Annotated in this window: 19 protein-coding genes; all 19 read left to right on the top strand. The window is 34.7% G+C overall.

Annotated elements, in window-relative coordinates; genetic code table 11:
* The first annotated feature begins 32 nt into the window (after nucleotides 1-32).
* Nucleotides 33-569, top strand: a complete 537-nt coding sequence (gene pgsA, locus H964_RS02415) for a CDP-diacylglycerol--glycerol-3-phosphate 3-phosphatidyltransferase (protein ID WP_039764356.1) — start codon at nucleotides 33-35, stop codon at nucleotides 567-569.
* A 46-nt stretch (nucleotides 570-615) separates the two neighbouring features.
* Nucleotides 616-975: a phage holin family protein gene (locus tag H964_RS02410; protein ID WP_039764354.1), complete on the top strand. Its 360-nt coding sequence runs from the start codon at nucleotides 616-618 to the stop codon at nucleotides 973-975.
* Nucleotides 976-1,001: 26 nt separating this feature from the next.
* Entirely contained in the window at nucleotides 1,002-1,979 is a 978-nt protein-coding gene (locus tag H964_RS02405) for an AIR synthase family protein (RefSeq protein ID WP_039764353.1), read from the top strand.
* 16 nt (nucleotides 1,980-1,995) lie between these two features.
* Entirely contained in the window at nucleotides 1,996-2,667 is a 672-nt protein-coding gene (locus H964_RS02400; RefSeq protein ID WP_039764352.1) for a response regulator transcription factor, read from the top strand.
* Between the two features lie 25 nt (nucleotides 2,668-2,692).
* On the top strand, nucleotides 2,693-4,096 hold the full coding sequence (locus H964_RS02395) for a sensor histidine kinase (protein ID WP_039764351.1): 1,404 nt from the start codon (nucleotides 2,693-2,695) through the stop codon (nucleotides 4,094-4,096).
* A 94-nt stretch (nucleotides 4,097-4,190) separates the two neighbouring features.
* On the top strand, nucleotides 4,191-5,414 hold the full coding sequence (locus H964_RS02390) for a S1C family serine protease (RefSeq protein WP_039764349.1): 1,224 nt from the start codon (nucleotides 4,191-4,193) through the stop codon (nucleotides 5,412-5,414).
* A 223-nt stretch (nucleotides 5,415-5,637) separates the two neighbouring features.
* Entirely contained in the window at nucleotides 5,638-7,026 is a 1,389-nt protein-coding gene (locus H964_RS02385; protein ID WP_039764347.1) for an NCS2 family permease, read from the top strand.
* A 126-nt stretch (nucleotides 7,027-7,152) separates the two neighbouring features.
* A complete protein-coding gene (purC, locus tag H964_RS02380; RefSeq protein ID WP_039764346.1) occupies nucleotides 7,153-7,863 on the top strand; it encodes a phosphoribosylaminoimidazolesuccinocarboxamide synthase in 711 nt (236 codons plus the stop codon).
* Between the two features lie 38 nt (nucleotides 7,864-7,901).
* Nucleotides 7,902-8,150, top strand: a complete 249-nt coding sequence (gene purS, locus H964_RS02375; RefSeq protein ID WP_039764344.1) for a phosphoribosylformylglycinamidine synthase subunit PurS — start codon at nucleotides 7,902-7,904, stop codon at nucleotides 8,148-8,150.
* Between the two features lie 3 nt (nucleotides 8,151-8,153).
* Nucleotides 8,154-8,849, top strand: a complete 696-nt coding sequence (gene purQ / locus H964_RS02370) for a phosphoribosylformylglycinamidine synthase subunit PurQ (RefSeq protein ID WP_039764342.1) — start codon at nucleotides 8,154-8,156, stop codon at nucleotides 8,847-8,849.
* A gap of 6 nt (nucleotides 8,850-8,855) precedes the next feature.
* Nucleotides 8,856-11,048: a phosphoribosylformylglycinamidine synthase subunit PurL gene (purL, locus tag H964_RS02365; RefSeq protein WP_039764341.1), complete on the top strand. Its 2,193-nt coding sequence runs from the start codon at nucleotides 8,856-8,858 to the stop codon at nucleotides 11,046-11,048.
* Nucleotides 11,030-12,454 (top strand): amidophosphoribosyltransferase, encoded by a 1,425-nt coding sequence (gene purF, locus H964_RS02360; protein WP_039764340.1) that lies wholly within the window; start codon nucleotides 11,030-11,032, stop codon nucleotides 12,452-12,454. The genes purL and purF overlap by 19 nt, the downstream gene beginning before the upstream one ends.
* 2 nt (nucleotides 12,455-12,456) lie before the next feature.
* Complete coding sequence (gene purM / locus H964_RS02355) at nucleotides 12,457-13,482, top strand: phosphoribosylformylglycinamidine cyclo-ligase (RefSeq protein ID WP_039764339.1); 1,026 nt, start codon at nucleotides 12,457-12,459, stop codon at nucleotides 13,480-13,482.
* On the top strand, nucleotides 13,479-14,135 hold the full coding sequence (purN, locus tag H964_RS02350) for a phosphoribosylglycinamide formyltransferase (RefSeq protein WP_039764338.1): 657 nt from the start codon (nucleotides 13,479-13,481) through the stop codon (nucleotides 14,133-14,135). Before purM ends, purN begins: the two co-directional genes overlap by 4 nt.
* Nucleotides 14,132-15,673 carry a bifunctional phosphoribosylaminoimidazolecarboxamide formyltransferase/IMP cyclohydrolase gene (purH, locus tag H964_RS02345; RefSeq protein WP_039764337.1) on the top strand — a complete coding sequence of 514 codons (1,542 nt, stop codon included), beginning with the start codon at nucleotides 14,132-14,134 and terminating at the stop codon, nucleotides 15,671-15,673. Before purN ends, purH begins: the two co-directional genes overlap by 4 nt.
* A 32-nt stretch (nucleotides 15,674-15,705) precedes the next feature.
* Entirely contained in the window at nucleotides 15,706-16,968 is a 1,263-nt protein-coding gene (gene purD, locus H964_RS02340; protein WP_039764336.1) for a phosphoribosylamine--glycine ligase, read from the top strand.
* Nucleotides 16,969-17,048: 80 nt separating this feature from the next.
* Nucleotides 17,049-17,207, top strand: a complete 159-nt coding sequence (rd, locus tag H964_RS02335; protein WP_011917510.1) for a rubredoxin — start codon at nucleotides 17,049-17,051, stop codon at nucleotides 17,205-17,207.
* 107 nt (nucleotides 17,208-17,314) lie between these two features.
* Nucleotides 17,315-18,613, top strand: coding sequence for a hypothetical protein (locus tag H964_RS02330; protein WP_039764335.1), 1,299 nt, complete (start codon nucleotides 17,315-17,317; stop codon nucleotides 18,611-18,613).
* Nucleotides 18,610-20,369: DNA polymerase (locus H964_RS02325; RefSeq protein WP_039764334.1), on the top strand; the 1,760-nt coding region annotated here is incomplete at its 3' end. The genes H964_RS02330 and H964_RS02325, both read left to right, overlap by 4 nt.

Below are 20,369 nucleotides of genomic sequence, written 5' to 3'. Positions count from 1 at the left end.
AAGTGACAAAAGAGAATAAAGAGGTGTATTTATTGAACCTTCCCAATGTGCTTACTATTTTAAGATTCTTTTTAATTCCTCTTTTTGTTTTAGTCTTTTTCTCAAGCGTTAAATACAACTATTTGATAGCAATAGGAGTATTTTTGCTCTCAGGTCTTACTGACGTCTTAGACGGGTTTATTGCTCGTCGTTATAATATGGTAACAGAATTTGGAAAGCTGTTTGACCCACTGGCTGATAAGCTTATGATACTTACCGTTTTATGGTGCTTGGCCTACAAGGGTTATGTTCCTTCTATTGTTTTTTACATTATACTGTTTAAAGAACTCTTTATGATTGTAGGCTCAGTCATTTTATATGGAAAAATAAAAATTGTAGTTTCGGCCAACATATATGGAAAGATTGCCACTGTTTTGTTTTACATTGCTATAATATCTCTTCTCTTGAAGATGAAAATATCACTTTACATTTTAGTGATAGCAGTGGTATTTGCAATATTTGCACTTATAGTATACACAGTGAAATATCTAAGTGAATATAAAAAGCTCAAGAGCACCTCCAATGAATAAGAAATTAACGAACGTGAAAAGCTACAAATAGGGAGGTGCTTTTGTTATGAGTGAAAAAAGAGAAAGAAGATATGCAAGCTGGCTTGGCATTATAGTAAGGTTTGTTGTTGCATCTTTTATGATGCTCTTAATGCAAATACTTTATCCAAATTTTGTTTTTAGCAACTGGATGGCTGGAATAGCTTTAATTGCTGCGATATCTGTGGTAACATATATAATTGAGAGGATTACTACATTGTACAGAACACCGATAGGAAGAGGGATTATTGCTTTTTTGGTAACTTTTGCTATCTTATATTTTGCCAATATGTCAGTCCCTGGAATAAAGGTACCTTTTGTTGCAAATTTAATAACCTCTTTTGTAGTTGGAATGTTTGATATATTTTTACCTGACAGAGTATTTTAATTTTGACCAAAAAGGGGGTCTTTTGTTTGAAAATAGGAAAAATTCCTATTGAAATATTAGAGGAGCATGTGTTTGACCAAAAACCGGAAAGAAGTGACATTCTTCTTGCACCAGCTATTGGAGAAGACTCAGCGGCAGTTGATATTAAAAGTGATATTGCTGTTATCACAATGGATCCAATAACAGCAGCAGGCAGTATGATTGGATATCTTTCAGTTGTTGTGGTTTGCAACGATTTGGCTGCAGCAGGTGCTGAGCCAATAGGAGTGCTATGTACCGTCCTTATGCCACCAGAAAGTAGCCAAGAGGAGTTTATTCAAATTTTGCAGGATATAAAAGAGGCTTGCAAAAGGTTTAATATACAACTTTTAGGTGGTCACAGTGAAGTATCGCCCGTTGTTACAAAGCCATTGATTGTGTCAACAGGTTTTGGTAAGGTACAAAGGGACATGCTCATCTCTACCAGTAAAGCAAAAGTGGGTGATAAGATTATCATCACAAAGACATTGGGGATAGAAGGCACATTTATACTATATAATGAAAAAAAAGAAAAGCTAAAAACATTTTTAACTCCAGAGGAAGTTTCAGAAATAGAGAATTATATCAACAAGCTGAGTGTGATTGAAGAAGGCTTGGTTGCGAGAAAATATGCAAGTTCTATGCACGACATCACTGAAGGTGGCCTTTTTGGGGCAATTTTTGAGGTTTGTAAGGCTTCAGGAAAAGGTGCGAGAATCTATGAGGAAAAAATTGTGTTGAGTAGTAGTGTTAAGAAGGTTTCTTCTTTTTATAATTTAAATCCGTATAAACTTATCTCAAGTGGAAGTATGCTGATTACTACTGATAAAGAAAATGAGCTTCTCTATGAGCTCAAAGAGAAAGGGATTGATTGCTGCGTTGTCGGAGAGATTATTGAAGAACCAAAGATAGAGTTTATAAGTTCAAACGGTGAGATTATACTTATAGATGAACTACCAATTGATGAAATCTATAAAGTGGTGTAGAAGGGGTAGGAATGAAATGAAGATATTAGTCATTGATGATGATGTAAAGATTTGTGAGGTTATTAAACTGTATTTAGAAAAAGAAGGTTTTGAAGTTGTAATCGCCCACAATGGCAGCGATGGTATAACCATGTTTAAACACGAGATGCCGGATTTAGTCATACTGGATATTATGCTCCCTAAAAAAGATGGGTATGAAGTATGCAGAGAAATCAGAAAAATCAGTAATATTCCAATTATAATGCTCACTGCAAAAGGTGAAACATTTGATAAAGTGTTGGGTTTAGAGCTTGGAGCAGATGATTATATTGTCAAGCCATTTGACCCAAAAGAGCTCATTGCAAGAATAAAAGCTGTGTTAAGAAGAACTCAAGGTGAAGTGAACGACGAAAAAGTGGTTGTTTATCCTAACCTTACCATCAATTTAACTACATACGAGGTAAAGCTAGAGGACAAGATTATAGAGATGCCGCCAAAAGAGATAGAGCTTTTATATTTTTTAGCATCTCATCCTAATAAGGTATTTACACGTGAACAACTTCTTGACCACATATGGGGTTATAATTTTTTGGGCGATACCAGAACTGTTGATGTCCATATTAAAAGGATTAGGGAAAAAATAGAAAAAGATAAATACCCTTGGCGTATCAAAACTGTTTGGGGTGTTGGTTATAAATTTGAAATTTAAATTTGCCTTAAGGGTGTGAATTAAATTGAAATCTATATACTTTAAGTTTGTTACTATCTACACGGTTATAATTGTCATGGGTTTTCTAATATTTGGAACAATACTTAACAATCTTACTGAAAATTATTTTATATCACAAAAACAAACTCAGCTTGTCCGTGAAGCTGAAAAGATTGCAACAGGTCTTGCTCTTTGGTATATCACAGGCTTTTTAGAAAGGGATAGGCTTAGATTTGAGATAAATTTTTTACGTGACTATTTAAATGCCTCAATATTAATGATAAACAGAAATGCAAATGTTGTACTAAATTCAGATGAACAAGTTTTTATAAATGATTCAATTCTTCAAAGGATTAGAGATAAGGTATTCAGTGGTAATATCGCTGTTGAGAAGACATTAATAGGGGCTATCGTAAAAAAAGAATATCTTATAATTGGGTATCCTGTTGTAATAAATAATCAAGTAGTTTCTGGACTTTTGCTTATCACATCAACAGACGATATTCGGCAAACACTTAGGATGTACAATAGAATAATATGGCTTATTACATTGTTTGAGGTAATTCTTGTGTTGATTATAACCTATACGCTTACACAGAAAATTATCACCCCAATAAAAAAGCTTGCAAGTGTTTCAAGAAAAATTGCAGAAGGAGATTTTTCAGAAAAGATTCTTATGCCACTTAACAGCAGTGATGAGATTGGGGAGCTTATAGCTTCTTTTAATTACATGACAGAAAAGTTAGAAAACTTAGAGATGATGAGGAAAAGTTTTATATCAAATGTTTCTCATGAGCTAAGATCTCCACTTACATCTATAAGAGGTTTTATTGAAGGTATACTTGATAGGACAATTCCTGATGACAAAAGAGATTTTTATTTAAACTTAGTGAAAGAAGAGGTTATAAAACTTAACAACTTAATAAATCAACTTTTAGAATTGTCAAGACTTGAGTGGGGGAAGATAAATTTAAATTTGAGCACATTTAAGATTTATTCTGTTATAGCAGAAGAACTGATTAAGTTTGAAAAGCGAATTGAAGAGAAAAAGATAGAAGTATTTTTGGAAGTAGATGAAAATCTTGTGGTTAAGGCAGATAGGGATTTGATTAGCAGGGTAGTTCACAACCTTTTGGATAATGCGATAAAGTACAATAAAGTCGGGGGTAAGATATATGTATATTCCGAAGTTGAAAATGGCAAAGCATATATCACAATTCAAGACACGGGCATTGGCATACCTGAAAAGCTTCAAAAACTCATATGGGAAAGATTTTACAAGGTTGATGAGTCGCGCAGCCTTGAAAAGGGCGTAGGTTTGGGACTTTCTATAGTAAAGGAGATTATAAAGCTCCATAAGCAGAATATCTGGGTTGAAAGTGAAGAGGGTGTGGGTACAAAATTTACATTTACTCTTGATTTAAAATAATTTTTATTATTTGTTAACAGTTCGTTAAAAATTTTTTCAAAAACAAGGGGTAAAATTATAAGTGAAAAAATAAAGTATAAGAGGTGAGGATAAGATGTCTGATAAATTTGATTTCGAAACACCAAATTATCAACCTTCTTATAGTCCTATTAACTTTGAGGTTCCAAGAACTATAAAGAAAAAGAAATCTTTAAAAGGGTACTTATTTGCAGGCTTCATTGGCGGCTTGATTGGTGCTCTACTGGTTTCAATAATATTTATGGGATATTTTGGTGTTAACTTTGCTAACTTCAAAAACGATGTAAACTCAGCTATAAGCGGTCTTAACTTGGAAAGTTCAAATAACTCAGCACCTGTTACTAAAACAGTGGTTCTAAATTCAGGTAACGATTCATTTGTTACAGATGTTGCTAAAAAAGTTGGACCAGCTGTTGTAGGTATCAAAAACAAAGGCACTGCATACAACTGGTGGACTGATGAGACACAAGAGGTTACAATTGGTGAGGGCTCAGGTGTTATTATAAGCAAAGATGGTTATATTGTTACAAATAACCATGTTGTATCAGGTGCACGCAGCATTTCAGTAATTCTATCGGGTGAAAAGGAAGTTCCAGCAACAATTGTTGGAACAGATGCACTCAGTGACATTGCAGTTATAAAGATTGATCAAAAATATGTAACATCTGTTGCACCACTTGGAGACTCTTCAAAGGTTAAGGTGGGTGAGTTTGTTGTTGCAATAGGGAATCCGTTAGGTCAGGAGTTTGCTGGTACTGTTACATTTGGTGTTGTAAGTGCTGTCAATAGAAAACTTGACGTGGGAAATGGTATACAGATACCCTTGATACAAACAGATGCGGCAATAAACCCCGGAAACAGTGGTGGAGCACTTGTAAATAGCAGTGGACAGGTAATAGGTATAAACACTGCTAAGATATCTCAAACAGGCGTTGAAGGAATGGGGTTTGCTATACCAATAAACTATGTAAAGCCAATTGTAAATGACTTGATTAAATACAAAAAAGTTTTAAGGCCAACAATAGGTATTTCTGTTATGGAGTACTACGACAGAGCTGGAAATATTGTAGGTTTATATATCTCTAAAGTATATTCAGGCACTGGTGCAGCAAAGGCGGGACTAAAAGAAGGAGATTTAATTCTCCAGATAGATGGTAAAAAGGTAACTACATTTTCAGATATTCAATCAATACTTTCTACTCATAAGATTGGAGATGTGATTACTATAAGGGTATTGCGTGATGGACAAACTAAAGATTTTAAAGTAACACTTGGTGCACCAATAAATACAAATGATTAACAATAAGTGTATAATAAATTGCCAAAAAAGAGACCATCACCAGAGGAAAGATGATGGTCTCTTTTTTTGTAAATAATCATTCCGAATATTATAAATAACTTTTTTAAATTTGTTCACAATTAATTATTGACACTACGGTAATTGCTTTGATAATATGTATTTGTAATGTCCAAACATTCGGATTTACAATTATAAAAATGTTCGAAGAAAGGTGGTATGATTTGTGTTAGAAAACTTATTTAAGCTGAAAGAAAGAAAGACTGATGTAAAAACAGAAGTAATAGCAGGTTTTACAACGTTTATAACAATGGCTTACATAATATTTGTCAACCCCACAATCCTCAGTACAACTGGTCTTGACAAGCAGGCAGTGTTTTTTGCAACATGTATTGGGGCTGCTGTCGGTACACTTATAATGGCACTCTATGCAAATCTTCCATTTGCTTTGGCACCGGGAATGGGGCTTAATGCATTTTTCACATATACAGTGTGCCTCCAGATGAAATACACTCCTCAACAAGCTCTTGCTGCAGTGTTTATATCAGGTATAATATTTGTTCTAATAACTGCTGTAGGTTTGCGACAAGCAATAGTGAAGTCAATTCCACAATCTTTAAAACATGCAATGACTGCAGGTATAGGACTGTTTATTGCTTTTATAGGGTTTATCAACAGTGGGATAGTGGTTATTGACCCAGGTTCGAAACTGCCAAAATTTGGTGATTTTACTGCAGCATTCAATTCTTTTACAAATAATCCTGATATAAACAAGAGTATAATAGCTTCACGTGGTGCACTTGTTGCTGTAATTGGACTTTTGATAATTGGAATTTTGATTGCAAGAAGAGTAAAAGGTGCAATAATAATTGGAATTATAATTACCACAATAATCAGCTTTCCACTGAAAATTGTTGACCTTTCAAAGTTTAAATTTAGTTTAGAAGCATTCAAGGTTTCTGCTTTCAACTTTGATTTTGCAGGACTGTTTTCTGCGCATAACCAAGGTGGAGGAATTGGAGCTGTACTTTTGAGCTTGTTTGCAATAATTTTGACATTTACACTCATTGACATGTTTGATAGTATTGGTACCTTTGTTGGACTTGCTGACAAAGCAGGTATGCTTGACGAAAAAGGTGATATTCCTAATATGGACAGAGCACTTATGTCAGATGCGATAGCTACAATTGTTGGAGCTATATTTGGTACCTCTACTGTAACAACCTATATCGAAAGTGCTGCAGGTATAGAGGAAGGTGGAAGAACTGGTCTTACTTCTCTTGTGACAGGACTTCTGTTTATCCTTGCACTGATTATTGCTCCGTTTATCGGGCTTGTTCCATCCCAGGCTACAGCTCCAGCACTTGTCGCTGTTGGTGTTATGATGATAAGCTCAATAAAGAAGATTGATTTTAACGACTTTGAAGAAGCTCTACCAGCATTTCTGACAATAGTGATAATGCCATTTACTTACAGTATTGCAAATGGTATTTCAGCTGGTATTATATTCTACGTTTTAGTCAAACTTTTAAGAGGAAAAGCAAAAGAGGTTCACCCAATTACTTATGTGCTTGCTATTCTGTTCATCTTAAGATTTATGGTCATCGCCCATTAGAAAAAAAAGGGGAGCAAAGATAATGCTCCCCTTTTAAAACTTAGAATTTTGAATAATTATACATTTTGAAATATCAATAATAAGAGTCTAATATTTGTCAACAGAACTTTAGGAGGTTTTATAATTATGAGTTATCAAATGAAAGGATTGTTATATGAGGGAAAGGCAAAAAAGATTTATGAGACAGACGTTGATGACATTGTTATAATTGAATATAAGGATGATGCAACTGCTTTTGATGGTACAAAAAGAGGTATAATTAATGAAAAAGGTATAGTAAACAACAAAATTTCAAACCATTTTTTCAAATTATTAGAATCTAAAGGTATTCCTACACATTTTATTGAGCAGATAGACGAAAGAAGGACAGCTGTAAAGAAAGTGGAGATAATTCCTGTAGAGGTCATTGTGAGAAATATTGCTGCAGGTTCACTTTGCAAAAGGCTTGGGCTTGAAGAAGGAACAGCCCTAAAAAGGCCAGTTTTAGAGTTTTGCTATAAAAATGATGCACTTCATGACCCTCAAATAAATGAGTATCATATCTTGGCTTTAGAACTTGCAACAGAAGAGGAAATTAACAAAGTTGTGGAATATTCGTTTAAAATCAATCAGATTCTGAGGGAGTATTTGAAAGAGGTAAATATTGATTTGATTGATTTTAAGCTGGAATTTGGAAGATACAAAGGCAGTATAATATTAGCCGATGAAATCTCACCAGATACATGTAGATTTTGGGATATGAACACAAAAGAGAAATTAGACAAGGATAGATTCAGAAGAGACCTTGGAAATGTTGAAGAGGCTTACAAAGAGGTTTTGAAAAGACTTGGGTTGTAAAATACAAGTTTTTTAAAGAAAGGAGATGCAATAAAAAGGTGCTTAAAGCAGAGATTTTTGTATATTTAAAGAAATCTATTTCAGATCCCCCAGGCATTGCTGTTTTGAACTCTTTAAAGAGTTTGGGATTTGAGAATGTTGAAAAGGTTAGGATGGGCAAGTATATAGTTGTATACTTAAATGAAAATGACATTGAAAAGGCAAAAGAAGAGGTAAAACTCATGTGCGAAAAGCTTCTATGTAATCCAGTAATGGAAGAGTATAAGTTTAATATTTCGGAGGAGTAGACAATGAAGTTTGGTGTTGTTGTCTTTCCTGGCTCAAATTGTGACAGTGACTGCTATCATGTTATCAAAGATGTAATAAATGAACATGTTGAATATATATGGCATGATTATAATGAAAAATTGGATTTTGACTGCATAATTCTGCCCGGTGGTTTTTCCTATGGAGATTATTTAAGAGCAGGGGCAATAGCACGGTTTTCAAAAGTGATGCCGAGAATAGAAGAATTTGCTCAAAATGGAGGTCTTGTTATAGGGATTTGCAATGGGTTTCAGATTTTGACAGAAAGTCATCTTTTGCCAGGTGCTCTAATCAGAAACAAAAACTTAAAATTTATATGTTCCGACCAGTATGTTAAAGTTGTTAACAACAAAACTCCGTTTACTAACCTTTATAAAGAAAATGAAGTAATAAACCTGCCAATTGCTCACGGTGAAGGGAATTATGTGGTAGATGAAGCTACTTTACAAGAAATGATAGAGAATGAACAAATAGTCCTACAGTACTGTGACAAAAATGGCAATGTAAATGAAGACACAAACCCAAATGGTTCCATTTTGAACATTGCAGGGATATGCAACAAGGAAAAGAATGTATTTGGACTCATGCCCCATCCAGAGAGAAGTAGTGAAAAGCTTTTGGGTTGTGAGGATGGGAAAAGAGTATTTTTGAGCATCATCAATTATCTGAGGTCGAGGTGAGATATTTTGAAAAAACACCTATATGAAGAGGTTGGGTTGACATATGAAGAATACAAAATGATTATAGATATTTTAGGAAGAGAACCAAATGAATTAGAACTTAATCTTTTTGGTGTTATGTGGTCTGAACACTGCGGATACAAAAATTCAAAGGCGCTTTTAAAACATCTTCCCACAAAAGGGGAGCATATTTTACAAGGACCAGGAGAAAATGCGGGTATTGTTGACATTGGTGATGGATATGCAGTGTGTTTTAAGGTTGAAAGCCACAATCATCCGTCAGCTGTTGAGCCATATGAAGGAGCAGCCACTGGTGTAGGGGGTATAATTCGTGATATATTCACAATGGGTGCAAGGCCAATTGCGCTTTTGGACTCACTAAAGTTTGGTAAACTTGAAGATAGTAGAACTAAGTACTTATTTGAAGGAGTTGTTTCAGGAATTGCAGGTTATGGTAATTGTGTAGGTATTCCAACAGTTGGTGGAGAGACAACTTTTGACCCCATCTATAAAAACAATATCCTTGTAAATGTTATGTGCGTTGGTATTATGAAAAAGGACAAAATTTTTAAAGGTGTTGCAGAGGGAGTTGGCAATTCTGTCTTTTATGTTGGGCATACAACAGGAAGAGATGGTATGGGTGGTGCTACATTCGCATCAACTGACCTTACACAGGAGTCAGAAGAAAGAAGGTCTGCTGTGCAAGTTGGCGACCCGTTTATGGAAAAGCTGCTGCTTGAGGCATGCTTAGAACTTTTCCAAACAGATGCTGTTGTTGGAATTCAAGACATGGGTGCAGCCGGTTTGACCTCATCTACATGTGAGACAGCTGCAAGAGCGGGAACAGGAATTGAAATAGATGTAGCGCTTGTTCCAAAAAGAGAAGAGGGTATGAACCCAATTGAGGTTATGCTTTCTGAGTCGCAAGAGAGAATGCTTGTTATTGTAAAAAAGGAAAAGGAAGAAGAAGTTTATAAGATATTTGAAAAATGGGGACTTCATGCTGTCAAGATAGGAAGAGTCACGGATGATGGGATGTTAAGAATCCTTGACAATGGAAATGTTGTTGCAGAGGTTCCTGCAAAAGCACTTGCCCATGCACCAGCTTATGTAAGAGAGACAAAAGAACCAGAGATTGTAAAAATATCCCAACAGTTTGACATTTATTCCCTTCCTCAGCCTCAAGATTTAAATGAGGCCATATTGAAGATGATTTCCAATCCAAACCTTGCAAGTAAGGAATATATTTATAGGCAGTACGATTACATGGTAAGAACTGATACAATTATAAGACCAGGGCATGATGCAAGTTTGTTGAGAGTCAAAGGTACTAAGAAAGGTATTGCTGTTACAATTGATAGCAACGGACGGTATTGCTATTTAAATCCTTATGAAGGAGTTCAGCTTGTTTTGGCAGAAAGCTATAGGAATATAGTAGCGGTAGGTGCAAAACCTCTTGCTATTACAGATGGGTTAAATTTTGGAAATCCACTCTATCCAGAAATTTACTACCAATTTGTAAAAACAATTGAAGGGTTAAGAGTTGCATGTGAATATTTTGGAACACCAGTTACAGGTGGAAATGTGTCTTTTTACAACCAATCTGAAGAAGGTGCGATTTATCCAACACCAGTAATTGGAATGGTAGGAGTTATTGAAGATGTTGAGAAGGCTGTAGACATATCCTTCAAGGAAGAGGGAGATGTCATTGCGATAATAGGCAGGACTTTAGATGATATAGGTGCGTCAGAGTATTTAAGTTTTTACCATGGAATTGTTTCTGGAAGAGTACCAAAGCTTGATTTAAAAAAACACAGAGAAACATGTGACAAGGTCTTAGAATGTATCAATCAAGGTTTATTTAAATCTGTTCATGATATCTCAGATGGTGGATTTGTAATTGCTCTTTTAGAAAGTGCTTTAAAAGGTAAAAAAGGTGCAGGGATTAAAGTAAATACTTCTTTGAGGGAAGACTTTTACCTATTTAGCGAGACACCAGGGCGATTCTTAGTGACATTTAAAGAAGAGAATCTTCCAAGGATAAGGGAAATTTTAAACGGTATTGAATTAGAAATAGTTGGTGAAGTAACAGAGAAGTTTGAAATACTTGGGCAAATAAATGACAAAAAACTAAAATTAGATTTGAATGAAGTTGAGAGGATATATCAGGAGGCAATACCATGTGTTTTAAAGAATTAGAAGAGTCCTTTAAAGACCACTGTGGTATATTTGGAATATACCGTACTGATAAAAAGCAAGATAGTGCCAAAATTACCTATTTTGGGCTATATGCTCTTCAGCATAGAGGTCAAGAAAGTAGCGGTATTGCTGTAAATGATTCAGGGAATATCATCTATCACAAAGACAATGGACTGGTTAATGAAGTATTTAATGAGGTGGTTTTAAACCACCTCAAAGGGCACTCAGCAATCGGTCATGTTCGATACTCAACAACAGGAAAAAGTAATAGAGAAAATGCTCAACCACTTGTTGTAAAATACAGAAAAGGCCATATGGCACTTGCTCACAATGGAAATTTAGTAAATGCACATATTATCAGAGAGGAACTTGAACAAGAAGGTGCTATTTTCCAAACTACCATTGATTCTGAAGTAATTGCCAATTTGATTTCACGAAACAGAATAAAGTCGGAGAATATAGAAGAGGCCATACTCAAAACAATGGATGAGATAAAAGGCGCGTATTCACTTTTGATATTGACGCCAAACAAACTGATTGCGGTAAGAGACCCATATGGGCTGCGGCCGCTTGTTATGGGCAAAATAAACAACAATATTTGTTTTGCGTCAGAAACATGTGCTTTAGATACAGTAGGCGCTGAGTATATAAGAGATGTGGAGCCAGGTGAAATAGTTAGTGTAACTAAGGATGGAATTAAGAGTATAAAATATGGGAAAAGTTTCAAACACTTGTGCGTATTTGAATTTATCTACTTTGCGAGAGCCGATTCGTATCTTGACGGTATTAGTGTTTATGAAATCAGAAAAAAACTTGGTAAACAGCTTTGTAGAGAATCTTATGTTGAGTGTGATATTGTAATTGGAGTTCCAGACTCAGGTACAACGGCTGCTATTGGCTATGCAGAGGAGGCAAAGATACCATTTTCAGAAGGATTTATAAAAAATAGGTATATAGGAAGGACATTTATTAAGCCTCAACAAAGCCAAAGAGAGATAGCTGTCAGGCTCAAGCTAAATCCACTAAAAAGCAATGTAGCTGGAAAGAGGGTTGTGCTAATTGATGACTCAATAGTTAGGGGCACAACCTCAAGGAAGATAATAAAAATGTTAAGAGACGCAGGTGCGCGTGAGGTACACCTTAGGATAAGCTCACCGCCTGTCCTCTTTCCATGTTACTATGGGATTGATACACCAGATAGGAATGAGCTAATTGCAGCAAACTACACTCCTCAGGAAATTGCCAAGATTTTAGGTGCTGATTCGCTCGAATATCTCAGTTTAGAAGGCCTAAATAGCGTATTTGACAATAAGCTGCAAAACTTTTGTACAGCTTGTTTTAGTGGTAAGTATGTTACCGAATTACCAGAGAATTTTAATAAATATATCTTCGAAGAGGGTGTTTGAAAATGACCACCTACAAGGATGCAGGTGTTAATATTGAAGAGGGTTATAAAGCAGTAAACCTTATAAAAAACATAGCAAAAGAGACATTTGATTCAAATGTTATAACTGATATTGGCTCATTTGGAAGTATGTATTTGTTAAATATAGAGAATTCAGATTATATCTTGGTTTCAGGAACAGATGGAGTAGGGACAAAGCTAAAGATTGCTTTTTACATGGACAAGCATGATACTGTTGGAATTGATTGTGTTGCAATGTGTGTGAATGATATCTTGTGCCACGGAGCAAAACCTCTTTTCTTTTTAGATTACATTGCTTGTGGTAAGCTGAAAAGTGAAAAGGTAGCAACCATAGTAAAAGGTGTTGCAGAGGGCTGCAAAATAGCAGGATGTTCACTTGTTGGTGGTGAGACTGCTGAAATGCCTGGTTTTTATCGGGAGGAAGAGTATGATTTAGCAGGTTTTGCAGTAGGTCTTGTGAAAAAAGATTTAGCAATTTGTGGTCAAGATGTAAAGGAAGGAGATATTCTAATTGGGCTTGCCTCAAGTGGTGTTCATAGTAACGGTTATTCGCTTGTGAGAAAGGTCTTTGGCATAGATGAGAATCCTAAAGTCCTTACAAAGGTTTCTGAAGAACTGGGTTTAAGCCTTGGTGAAGAGCTTTTAAAGCCGACGAGAATCTATGTAAAGCCGGTTTTAAAAGTGTTAGAAAAAGTAAAGGTGAAAGGAATTGCTCATATCACAGGCGGAGGATTTTTTGAAAACATACCAAGAGCTTTTCCAAAAGGGTTTGTGGCAGTAATTGAAAAAGGATCATGGGATATTTTGCCTATATTTAAGTTAATTCAGGAGTATGGTAAAGTTGATGAAAATGAAATGTTTTCCACATTCAATATGGGTATTGGCATGGTTTTAATAGTTTCTAAAGACGATGTTGAGACAGCGATAAAGATTTTAAAAGAAGAAAATATTAGTTCGTATATAATAGGTACAATTGAAAAAGGCGAAGGCGGAGTTGTTCTAAGATGAAGAAGTTAGCTGTGTTTGTATCAGGTTCAGGTTCTAATCTACAGGCAATTATAGATGCTATCAAAAATGGCGAGATTTGTGCACAAATCTCTTGTGTAATCTCAAATAAAAAGAATGCTTATGCACTTGAGAGGGCAAGACAAAACCGAATAGAAGCATATTATATCTCTAAAAAGGATTTTCCAAGTGAAATTGAATACGAAAAGTATCTTGTCAAATTTCTGAAGGAAAGGAAAGTTGATTACATTATCTTGGCAGGATTTTTGTATATTTTCTCAGAGTATTTTGTAGAAGAGTTCAAAAATCGTATTGTGAATATACATCCATCCCTTCTTCCTGCCTTTGGCGGCAAAGGAATGTATGGACTCAATGTCCACAAAAGTGTGATAGAATATGGAATGAAAGTGACAGGTGCTACAGTCCATTTTGTTGATTCTACTACAGACGGCGGACCCATAATATTGCAAAAGGCCATATATGTAAGAGATGATGACACCCCTGAAAGTTTGCAAAAAAGGGTTTTAGAAGAGGTGGAGTGGAAGATATACCCTGTAGCGATTAAACTTCTTTGTGAGGATAAAATAGAAGTCATTGGAAGAAAGGTTATTATTAAAGACAAAGAAATCTTAAAGAAGGTGGGAATTGAGACATGACTAAGAAAGCTATTATAAGTGTTTATAACAAAGATGGTATTTTGGAGTTTGCTAAAGAACTAAAAAATCTCGGATACGAAATTATTTCAACCGGCGGAACAATGAAGTATCTAAAAGAAAATGGCGTTGATGTAATAAATATAAGTGATGTTACAAATTTTCCAGAGATTTTAGACGGAAGAGTAAAGACACTTCACCCAAATATTCATGCAGGAATTCTTGCAATAAAGGACAACAGGGAGCATGTCAAGACATTAAACGAGCTAAACATATCACCAATTGACATGGTTGTTGTCAACCTCTATCCTTTCAAAGAGACCATTTTAAAAGAAAATGTGGCATTTGAAGATGTGATAGAAAATATTGACATTGGTGGTCCTACCATGCTTCGCGCTGCAGCCAAGAATTTCAAATATACAACTGTCATAATAGACCCTGCTGACTATGGACTTGTATTAAAAGAGATAAAGGAAAATGGTGATGTCTCATTTGATACAAGGTTTTATCTTGCAACAAAGGTATTTGAATACACTTCGTACTACGATTCTATGATTTTTAACTACTTCAGATTTGTAAGAAAAGATAATTCTTTCCCAAAGCAACTTACAGTTCCACTTGAGAAGGCTAAGCAACTAAGATATGGTGAGAATCCTCATCAGCAGGCAAGTTTTTATAAAATAACTTTGCCGTTTATTGAAAAGTCCAATATAGCAAATGCTGAGCAGCTTCATGGTAAGGATCTTTCGTATAACAATATTCTTGACAGTGATAGTGCTATTGAACTTTTAAAAGAGTTTGATGAGCCAACATGTGTTGCAATAAAACACAATAATCCCTGTGGTGTTGCATCAGGTGACAATATCTTTGAGGCATATAAGAAAGTATACAATAGCGACCCAGTGTCTATATTTGGGGGAATTGTAGCATTTAATAGGAAGGTAGATAGACAAACAGCTGAGGAGCTAAAAAAGATATTCCTTGAGATAGTGATTGCTCCTGACTTTGATGAAGATGCACTATCTTTGCTTTCTACAAAAAAAGAACTTCGGATATTGAAACTTCTAACTTTGGATAAAACTGATGTATATTATGATGTTAAGTCAGTAAATGGTGGAATGCTTGTGCAGGAAAAGGACAGGAAATTGCTCAATGAAGATTACCAAGTTGTAACAGAAAGAAGGCCAACAGAAAAGGAAATAGAAGACTTGATATTTGCCTGGAAGGTTGTAAAACATGTAAAGTCAAATGCAATAGTTATTGCAAAGGACAAAATGACATTGGGGATAGGTATGGGACAGACAAATAGAATCTGGGCTGTTGAACATGCAATCTCACGTTCAAGATTTGATTTGAATGGAGCAGTACTTGCGTCAGATGCTTTCTTCCCATTTTCTGATAGTGTTGAAGCAGCAGGCAAAGCGGGAATTACAGCTATTATTCAGCCTGGCGGGTCTATTAGAGATAAAGAGTCAATTGATGCTGCAAACAAATATAACATTGCTATGATATTTACGGGTATAAGGCATTTTAGGCACTAATTTTAGACACTAAAAAAGAGGTGTTTCAAAAGATGAGAATCCTGATTGTAGGAAATGGTGGGCGTGAACATGCCATCGCATGGAAGATTTATACTGAAGGTTACAAAGACGTGTTCTGTGCACCTGGAAATGCAGGGATTTGTGAAATTGCAACTTGTGTTGATATAAAGGTAAATAAATTTAGTAAGCTAAAAGACTTTTGCATAGAAAAAGAGATAGACTTTGTAATTGTCGGTCCGGACAATCCACTTGCAGACGGAATTGTTGATTATCTTGAATCGTTTGGAATAAAGACATTTGGTCCAACAAAAGATGCTGCAATGATAGAAAGTAGTAAGGTGTTCGCAAAAGACCTGATGAAAAAGTACGGTATAAAGACAGCAAGATACAATGTGTTCTACAGCTATGAAGAGGCTTTAACTTTTGTAAATCAAAACGACAAGTATCCTCTTGTAATAAAGGCAGATGGTCTTGCATTGGGCAAAGGAGTGATAATTGCTCAAGACAAACTTGAGGCTTTGAATGCCCTCAATCTTATGATGAAAGAAAAGGTATTTGGTAAAGCAGGAGAAAAGATTGTCATTGAAGACTATTTAAAAGGTGAAGAAATATCAGTTTTTGTAATCTCAGACGGTAAAGACATTGTGCCTTTGACAGTTGCACGAGACCATAAAAAAGCGTTTGACGGTGACAAAGGACCAAATACAGGTGGAATGGGAGCCTTTTCTCCATCAAGGCTTGTTGATAAAAAGCTTTTTGAAGACATCATTGAGAATATTATGCTAAAAGCGATATATGGAATGAGGAAAGAAGGGAGACCGTTTAAGGGTATTTTGTATGGAGGATTAATTCTGACAGAAGAAGGACCAATGGTTTTAGAGTTCAACTCCAGATTCGGTGACCCTGAAGCACAAGCTATTTTACCACTCATGAAAAGTGAACTTTTAGAGATTATGGTAAAAGCTACAGAAGGCAACTTGAAGGGCGTTGAGGCGAGGTTTTCAGATTACTATTCAATTTGTGTTGTGCTTGCTTCAAAAGGCTATCCAGAAAAGTACGAGACTGGTTTTGTTATTGAAGGACTTGAAAAGGTTGAAAGTGACACAGTGGTATTTCACGCCAACACAAAGATTGAGGATGGCAAGATAAAAACAGCAGGTGGCAGAGTACTAAACATTGTAAGAGTTGACAAGACGTTAAAAGATGCAAAAGCAAAGGTGTATGAGGAAATTAAGAAGATTAACTTTGGGAATATGTTTTACAGAACTGATATAGGTGATAAAGAAATTTTTTAAACCACCTGTTTAGGAAGGTTTGAAGTGAGGTATAAATAATTTGTCAAAAAATTTTTAAAAGTAAGGAGTGGAGGTCTAAATTGGATATTTGGGTTTGTACTATATGCGGCTATGAGTATGATCCACAAAAAGGTGATCCAGAAAACGGCATTCAACCAGGAACAAAGTTTGAAGACTTACCTGATGATTGGGTTTGTCCTATTTGTGGCGTTGGTAAGGATATGTTCGAGAAAAAATAAAAAAGCTTCTAAGACTTGTGCCCTAAGTCGTTTTAAAGTTTGATGACTTAGGGCATTTTTATGATGTATAATAGTTAATATAAACGGACAGAGGAACAAGGGAAAGAATGGTACTTGAAAATCACAGTTATATAGAAATTGATGGACAAATAAAAAGATTAGGGGAAAAACTTGAAAAGACCTCATATGAGTTTTTATTTTATCAAAACAATTTAAGTGTAAATATAAATTTCAACAAACCTACCCAAATAAATAACATAGCAGTGGCAGTAAATATAAAAGATTTTGAAGTCTTGTTCATGCCAAAACTTCAAAAAGGCCAAAATGGTCTTGTCTTTTCACATTCTAATTCCCAGATAGTAGTTTTGAAAAAGGGAAAGAAGTATTTTCTATTAAAAATCTCTGGGTCTTCAACTATAAACAATGTGTACTTTAGGTTTTGTACCAAAGTAAAAGATGGTTTTTTGTATATAGGATTTTTCAACTCATTTGCAATTGACGATGATATAACATACTTTTACTATCAAAATTTGTTGACATCTGTACCTGTTAAAGAAGGTTCAAAAATTAATATAAACATTGAGATTTTTGAAAGAAATTCACTAAATGAGTGTATTTTAAAATCAAATAATATTGTAAAGCATTGTGATATAAAATATGAAGTTCTCCAAAAACCATCTAAAAATTTATTTAAAGCAGTAGATATCGCCAAATACTCAGGAAATGACATTGCTAAAAAGTATAAAATGTCTGCTATAATACCGAGTAGAATATATAAGCTATTTTTTCTATATTTCCCCAAGAACCTAACTAATTTTTACTCTGTCTATACATCTACACTACAGACATCAAGTATGTATTATTTAAACCTTTTAAAAAGTTATAAGGTAGCAGCTAAGGACTTAGCTTATCTCAAAAAACAGATAGAAGAACTCATTTTAAACCAAAATGTTTACTATAACTTTTACCATAAAAATATTATGTTAACTGGATTGAGGACATATTATCAACTGCCTTATATTTTATTTTTGTATTTTCAGCTTTGCCTTTTGGGAGGAGAAGAGCCAGCTACACATTTACAAAGAATAATAGAAGAAATTGAATACAATATCGTAAGACCATATAAATTTTTTTCTGACAGAACTTTAATCAATATTGAGAACTTTGAAACGCGATTTGACAATCTTCTCTTTCCTCAAGAAACAATGACAATTTATATTTGTTATGAACTTTATAAAACGCTTTTTAAATATTATGAACGTTTGGATTATCAAAGAATAGCGGAGGATTTAAAAAGTCTGTTGATTTTGAATTATAATTTTAATGAGGGATACTTTTATATGAATAACTATTCATACAGAAAGGAAGACACAATTAAACTAACTGAAAGGGTAGATAAAAAATGAAATTGGTCATTTTTGATGGGAATAGTATTCTTTATAGGGCCTTTTTTGCCTTACCAGAATTGACAACGTCCAGTAATATTCCTACAAACGCTATATATGGTTTTTTAAATGTACTTTTAAAATACTTAGATTCAGAAAGGCCAGATTATGTAGCAGTAGCGTTTGACAAAAAAGGCAGAGCTGCACGAAAAAGTGAATATGAAGAGTACAAAGCCAATCGAAAGCCAATGCCAGATTCTCTACAAATACAGATACCTTATGTGAGAGAAATAATTAGCGCTCTTAACATTCCTATATTGGAATATGAAGGATATGAAGCTGATGACGTTATAGGCACACTTGTAAATAGACTCAAAAACCAGAATTTAGAGATTGTGATAATAACTGGAGACAGAGATACCCTTCAGCTACTTGATAAAAATGTAATTGTCAAGATAGTCACAACGAGGTTTGACAAAACAACTGAAGATTTGTATACTGTTGAAAATGTAAAAGAAAAATATGGTGTCTTTGCGCATCAAGTTGTTGACTACAAAGCTTTAGTGGGCGATGCATCAGACAACATCCCTGGTGTTAAGGGAATTGGGGGCAAAACGGCTATAAAGCTTTTAGAAGAATACCAGACCTTAGAGAATATATACCAAAATCTAAAAAACATCAAAGACTCTCTACGAGAAAAGTTAGAAGCAGGTAAAGATATGGCGTTTTTGTCAAAAAAGTTGGCAACTATTATATGCGATTTACCAATTGAAGTAACTCTTGAAGAGTTAAAAACAAGAGAATGGGATAAGAAAAAACTGTATCAAATTTTACTTCAGCTTGAGTTTAAAAGTTTCATAAAAAGACTTGGTTTTTCAGAGGAGATTGAGGAGATAAAACAAGCCGTTCAGCTTCCAAAATTTAATATGAAAAAACTATGTGATATCTCTGAAATAAAGGGCAAAGAAATTTATTTGTTATGCTCAGGTGATGAAAGACTTTTTTACATCTATGATCAACTCAGTTCCGCTGTCTTTACAACAGCTGACAAAGGAATTGTTGAAAAGCTACTAAAGGACCAAGGTATTCAAAAGGTTGTGTATGATTTAAAAAATATACTCCATAGAGTAGATTTTGGTGATACTTACCAGCTAAAAAATTGTAATGATGTCATGTTAGCTTCATATGTTTTAGACAGTACACGTAGTTCATACGACTTAGAAACATTATTTATTTCTTATCTCAACACTGATATAGCTATAATAAAAGAGAATAGATGGGCTGGTGCTACAATTTTATTAAGAAATCTTTGGGACGAGCTTTCGAAGCTCATTGATTTGAACTCATGCCAATACGTCTATGAAAATATAGAAATTCCTCTTGTTCCTATTTTATATGAGATGGAAAAAATCGGTTTTAAAGTTGACAAAAACACCTTGCAGGAGTATACAAAAGAGATTGAGAGCAAGCTTTTAAAGTTAGAAACACAGATTTATCAGATAGCAGGTGAGTGGTTTAACATAAACTCACCTAAACAACTCTCATATGTGTTGTTCGAAAAACTAAAACTTCCAGTTGTAAAAAAGACTAAAACAGGATATTCAACAGATGCCGAGGTGTTAGAAGAGCTATATGACAAACATGAGATAGTACCTCTTATCTTGGATTATAGAATGTATACGAAAATACTGACAACTTACTGTCAAGGCCTTATGCAAGCAATCAATCCTGTAACTGGAAGAGTACATTCTAATTTTATTCAAACAGGTACAGCAAC

It is taken from the genome of Caldicellulosiruptor sp. F32, assembly GCF_000404025.1.
Classification (GTDB): domain Bacteria; phylum Bacillota; class Thermoanaerobacteria; order Caldicellulosiruptorales; family Caldicellulosiruptoraceae; genus Caldicellulosiruptor; species Caldicellulosiruptor saccharolyticus.
This window is presented reverse-complemented; position numbering and strand designations above follow the sequence as displayed.

Excerpts from the sequence above, each read along its gene's own strand:
- H964_RS02410 (WP_039764354.1), top strand. The coding sequence starts at position 616 with ATGAGTGAAAAAAGAGAAAGAAGATATGCAAGCTGGCTTGGCATTATA.
- H964_RS02400 (WP_039764352.1), top strand. The coding sequence starts at position 1,996 with ATGAAGATATTAGTCATTGATGATGATGTAAAGATTTGTGAGGTTATT.
- H964_RS02390 (WP_039764349.1), top strand. The coding sequence starts at position 4,191 with ATGTCTGATAAATTTGATTTCGAAACACCAAATTATCAACCTTCTTAT.
- purC (WP_039764346.1), top strand. The coding sequence starts at position 7,153 with ATGAGTTATCAAATGAAAGGATTGTTATATGAGGGAAAGGCAAAAAAG.
- purQ (WP_039764342.1), top strand. The coding sequence starts at position 8,154 with ATGAAGTTTGGTGTTGTTGTCTTTCCTGGCTCAAATTGTGACAGTGAC.
- purF (WP_039764340.1), top strand. The coding sequence starts at position 11,030 with ATGTGTTTTAAAGAATTAGAAGAGTCCTTTAAAGACCACTGTGGTATA.
- purM (WP_039764339.1), top strand. The coding sequence starts at position 12,457 with ATGACCACCTACAAGGATGCAGGTGTTAATATTGAAGAGGGTTATAAA.
- purN (WP_039764338.1), top strand. The coding sequence starts at position 13,479 with ATGAAGAAGTTAGCTGTGTTTGTATCAGGTTCAGGTTCTAATCTACAG.
- purH (WP_039764337.1), top strand. The coding sequence starts at position 14,132 with ATGACTAAGAAAGCTATTATAAGTGTTTATAACAAAGATGGTATTTTG.
- purD (WP_039764336.1), top strand. The coding sequence starts at position 15,706 with ATGAGAATCCTGATTGTAGGAAATGGTGGGCGTGAACATGCCATCGCA.
- H964_RS02330 (WP_039764335.1), top strand. The coding sequence starts at position 17,315 with ATGGTACTTGAAAATCACAGTTATATAGAAATTGATGGACAAATAAAA.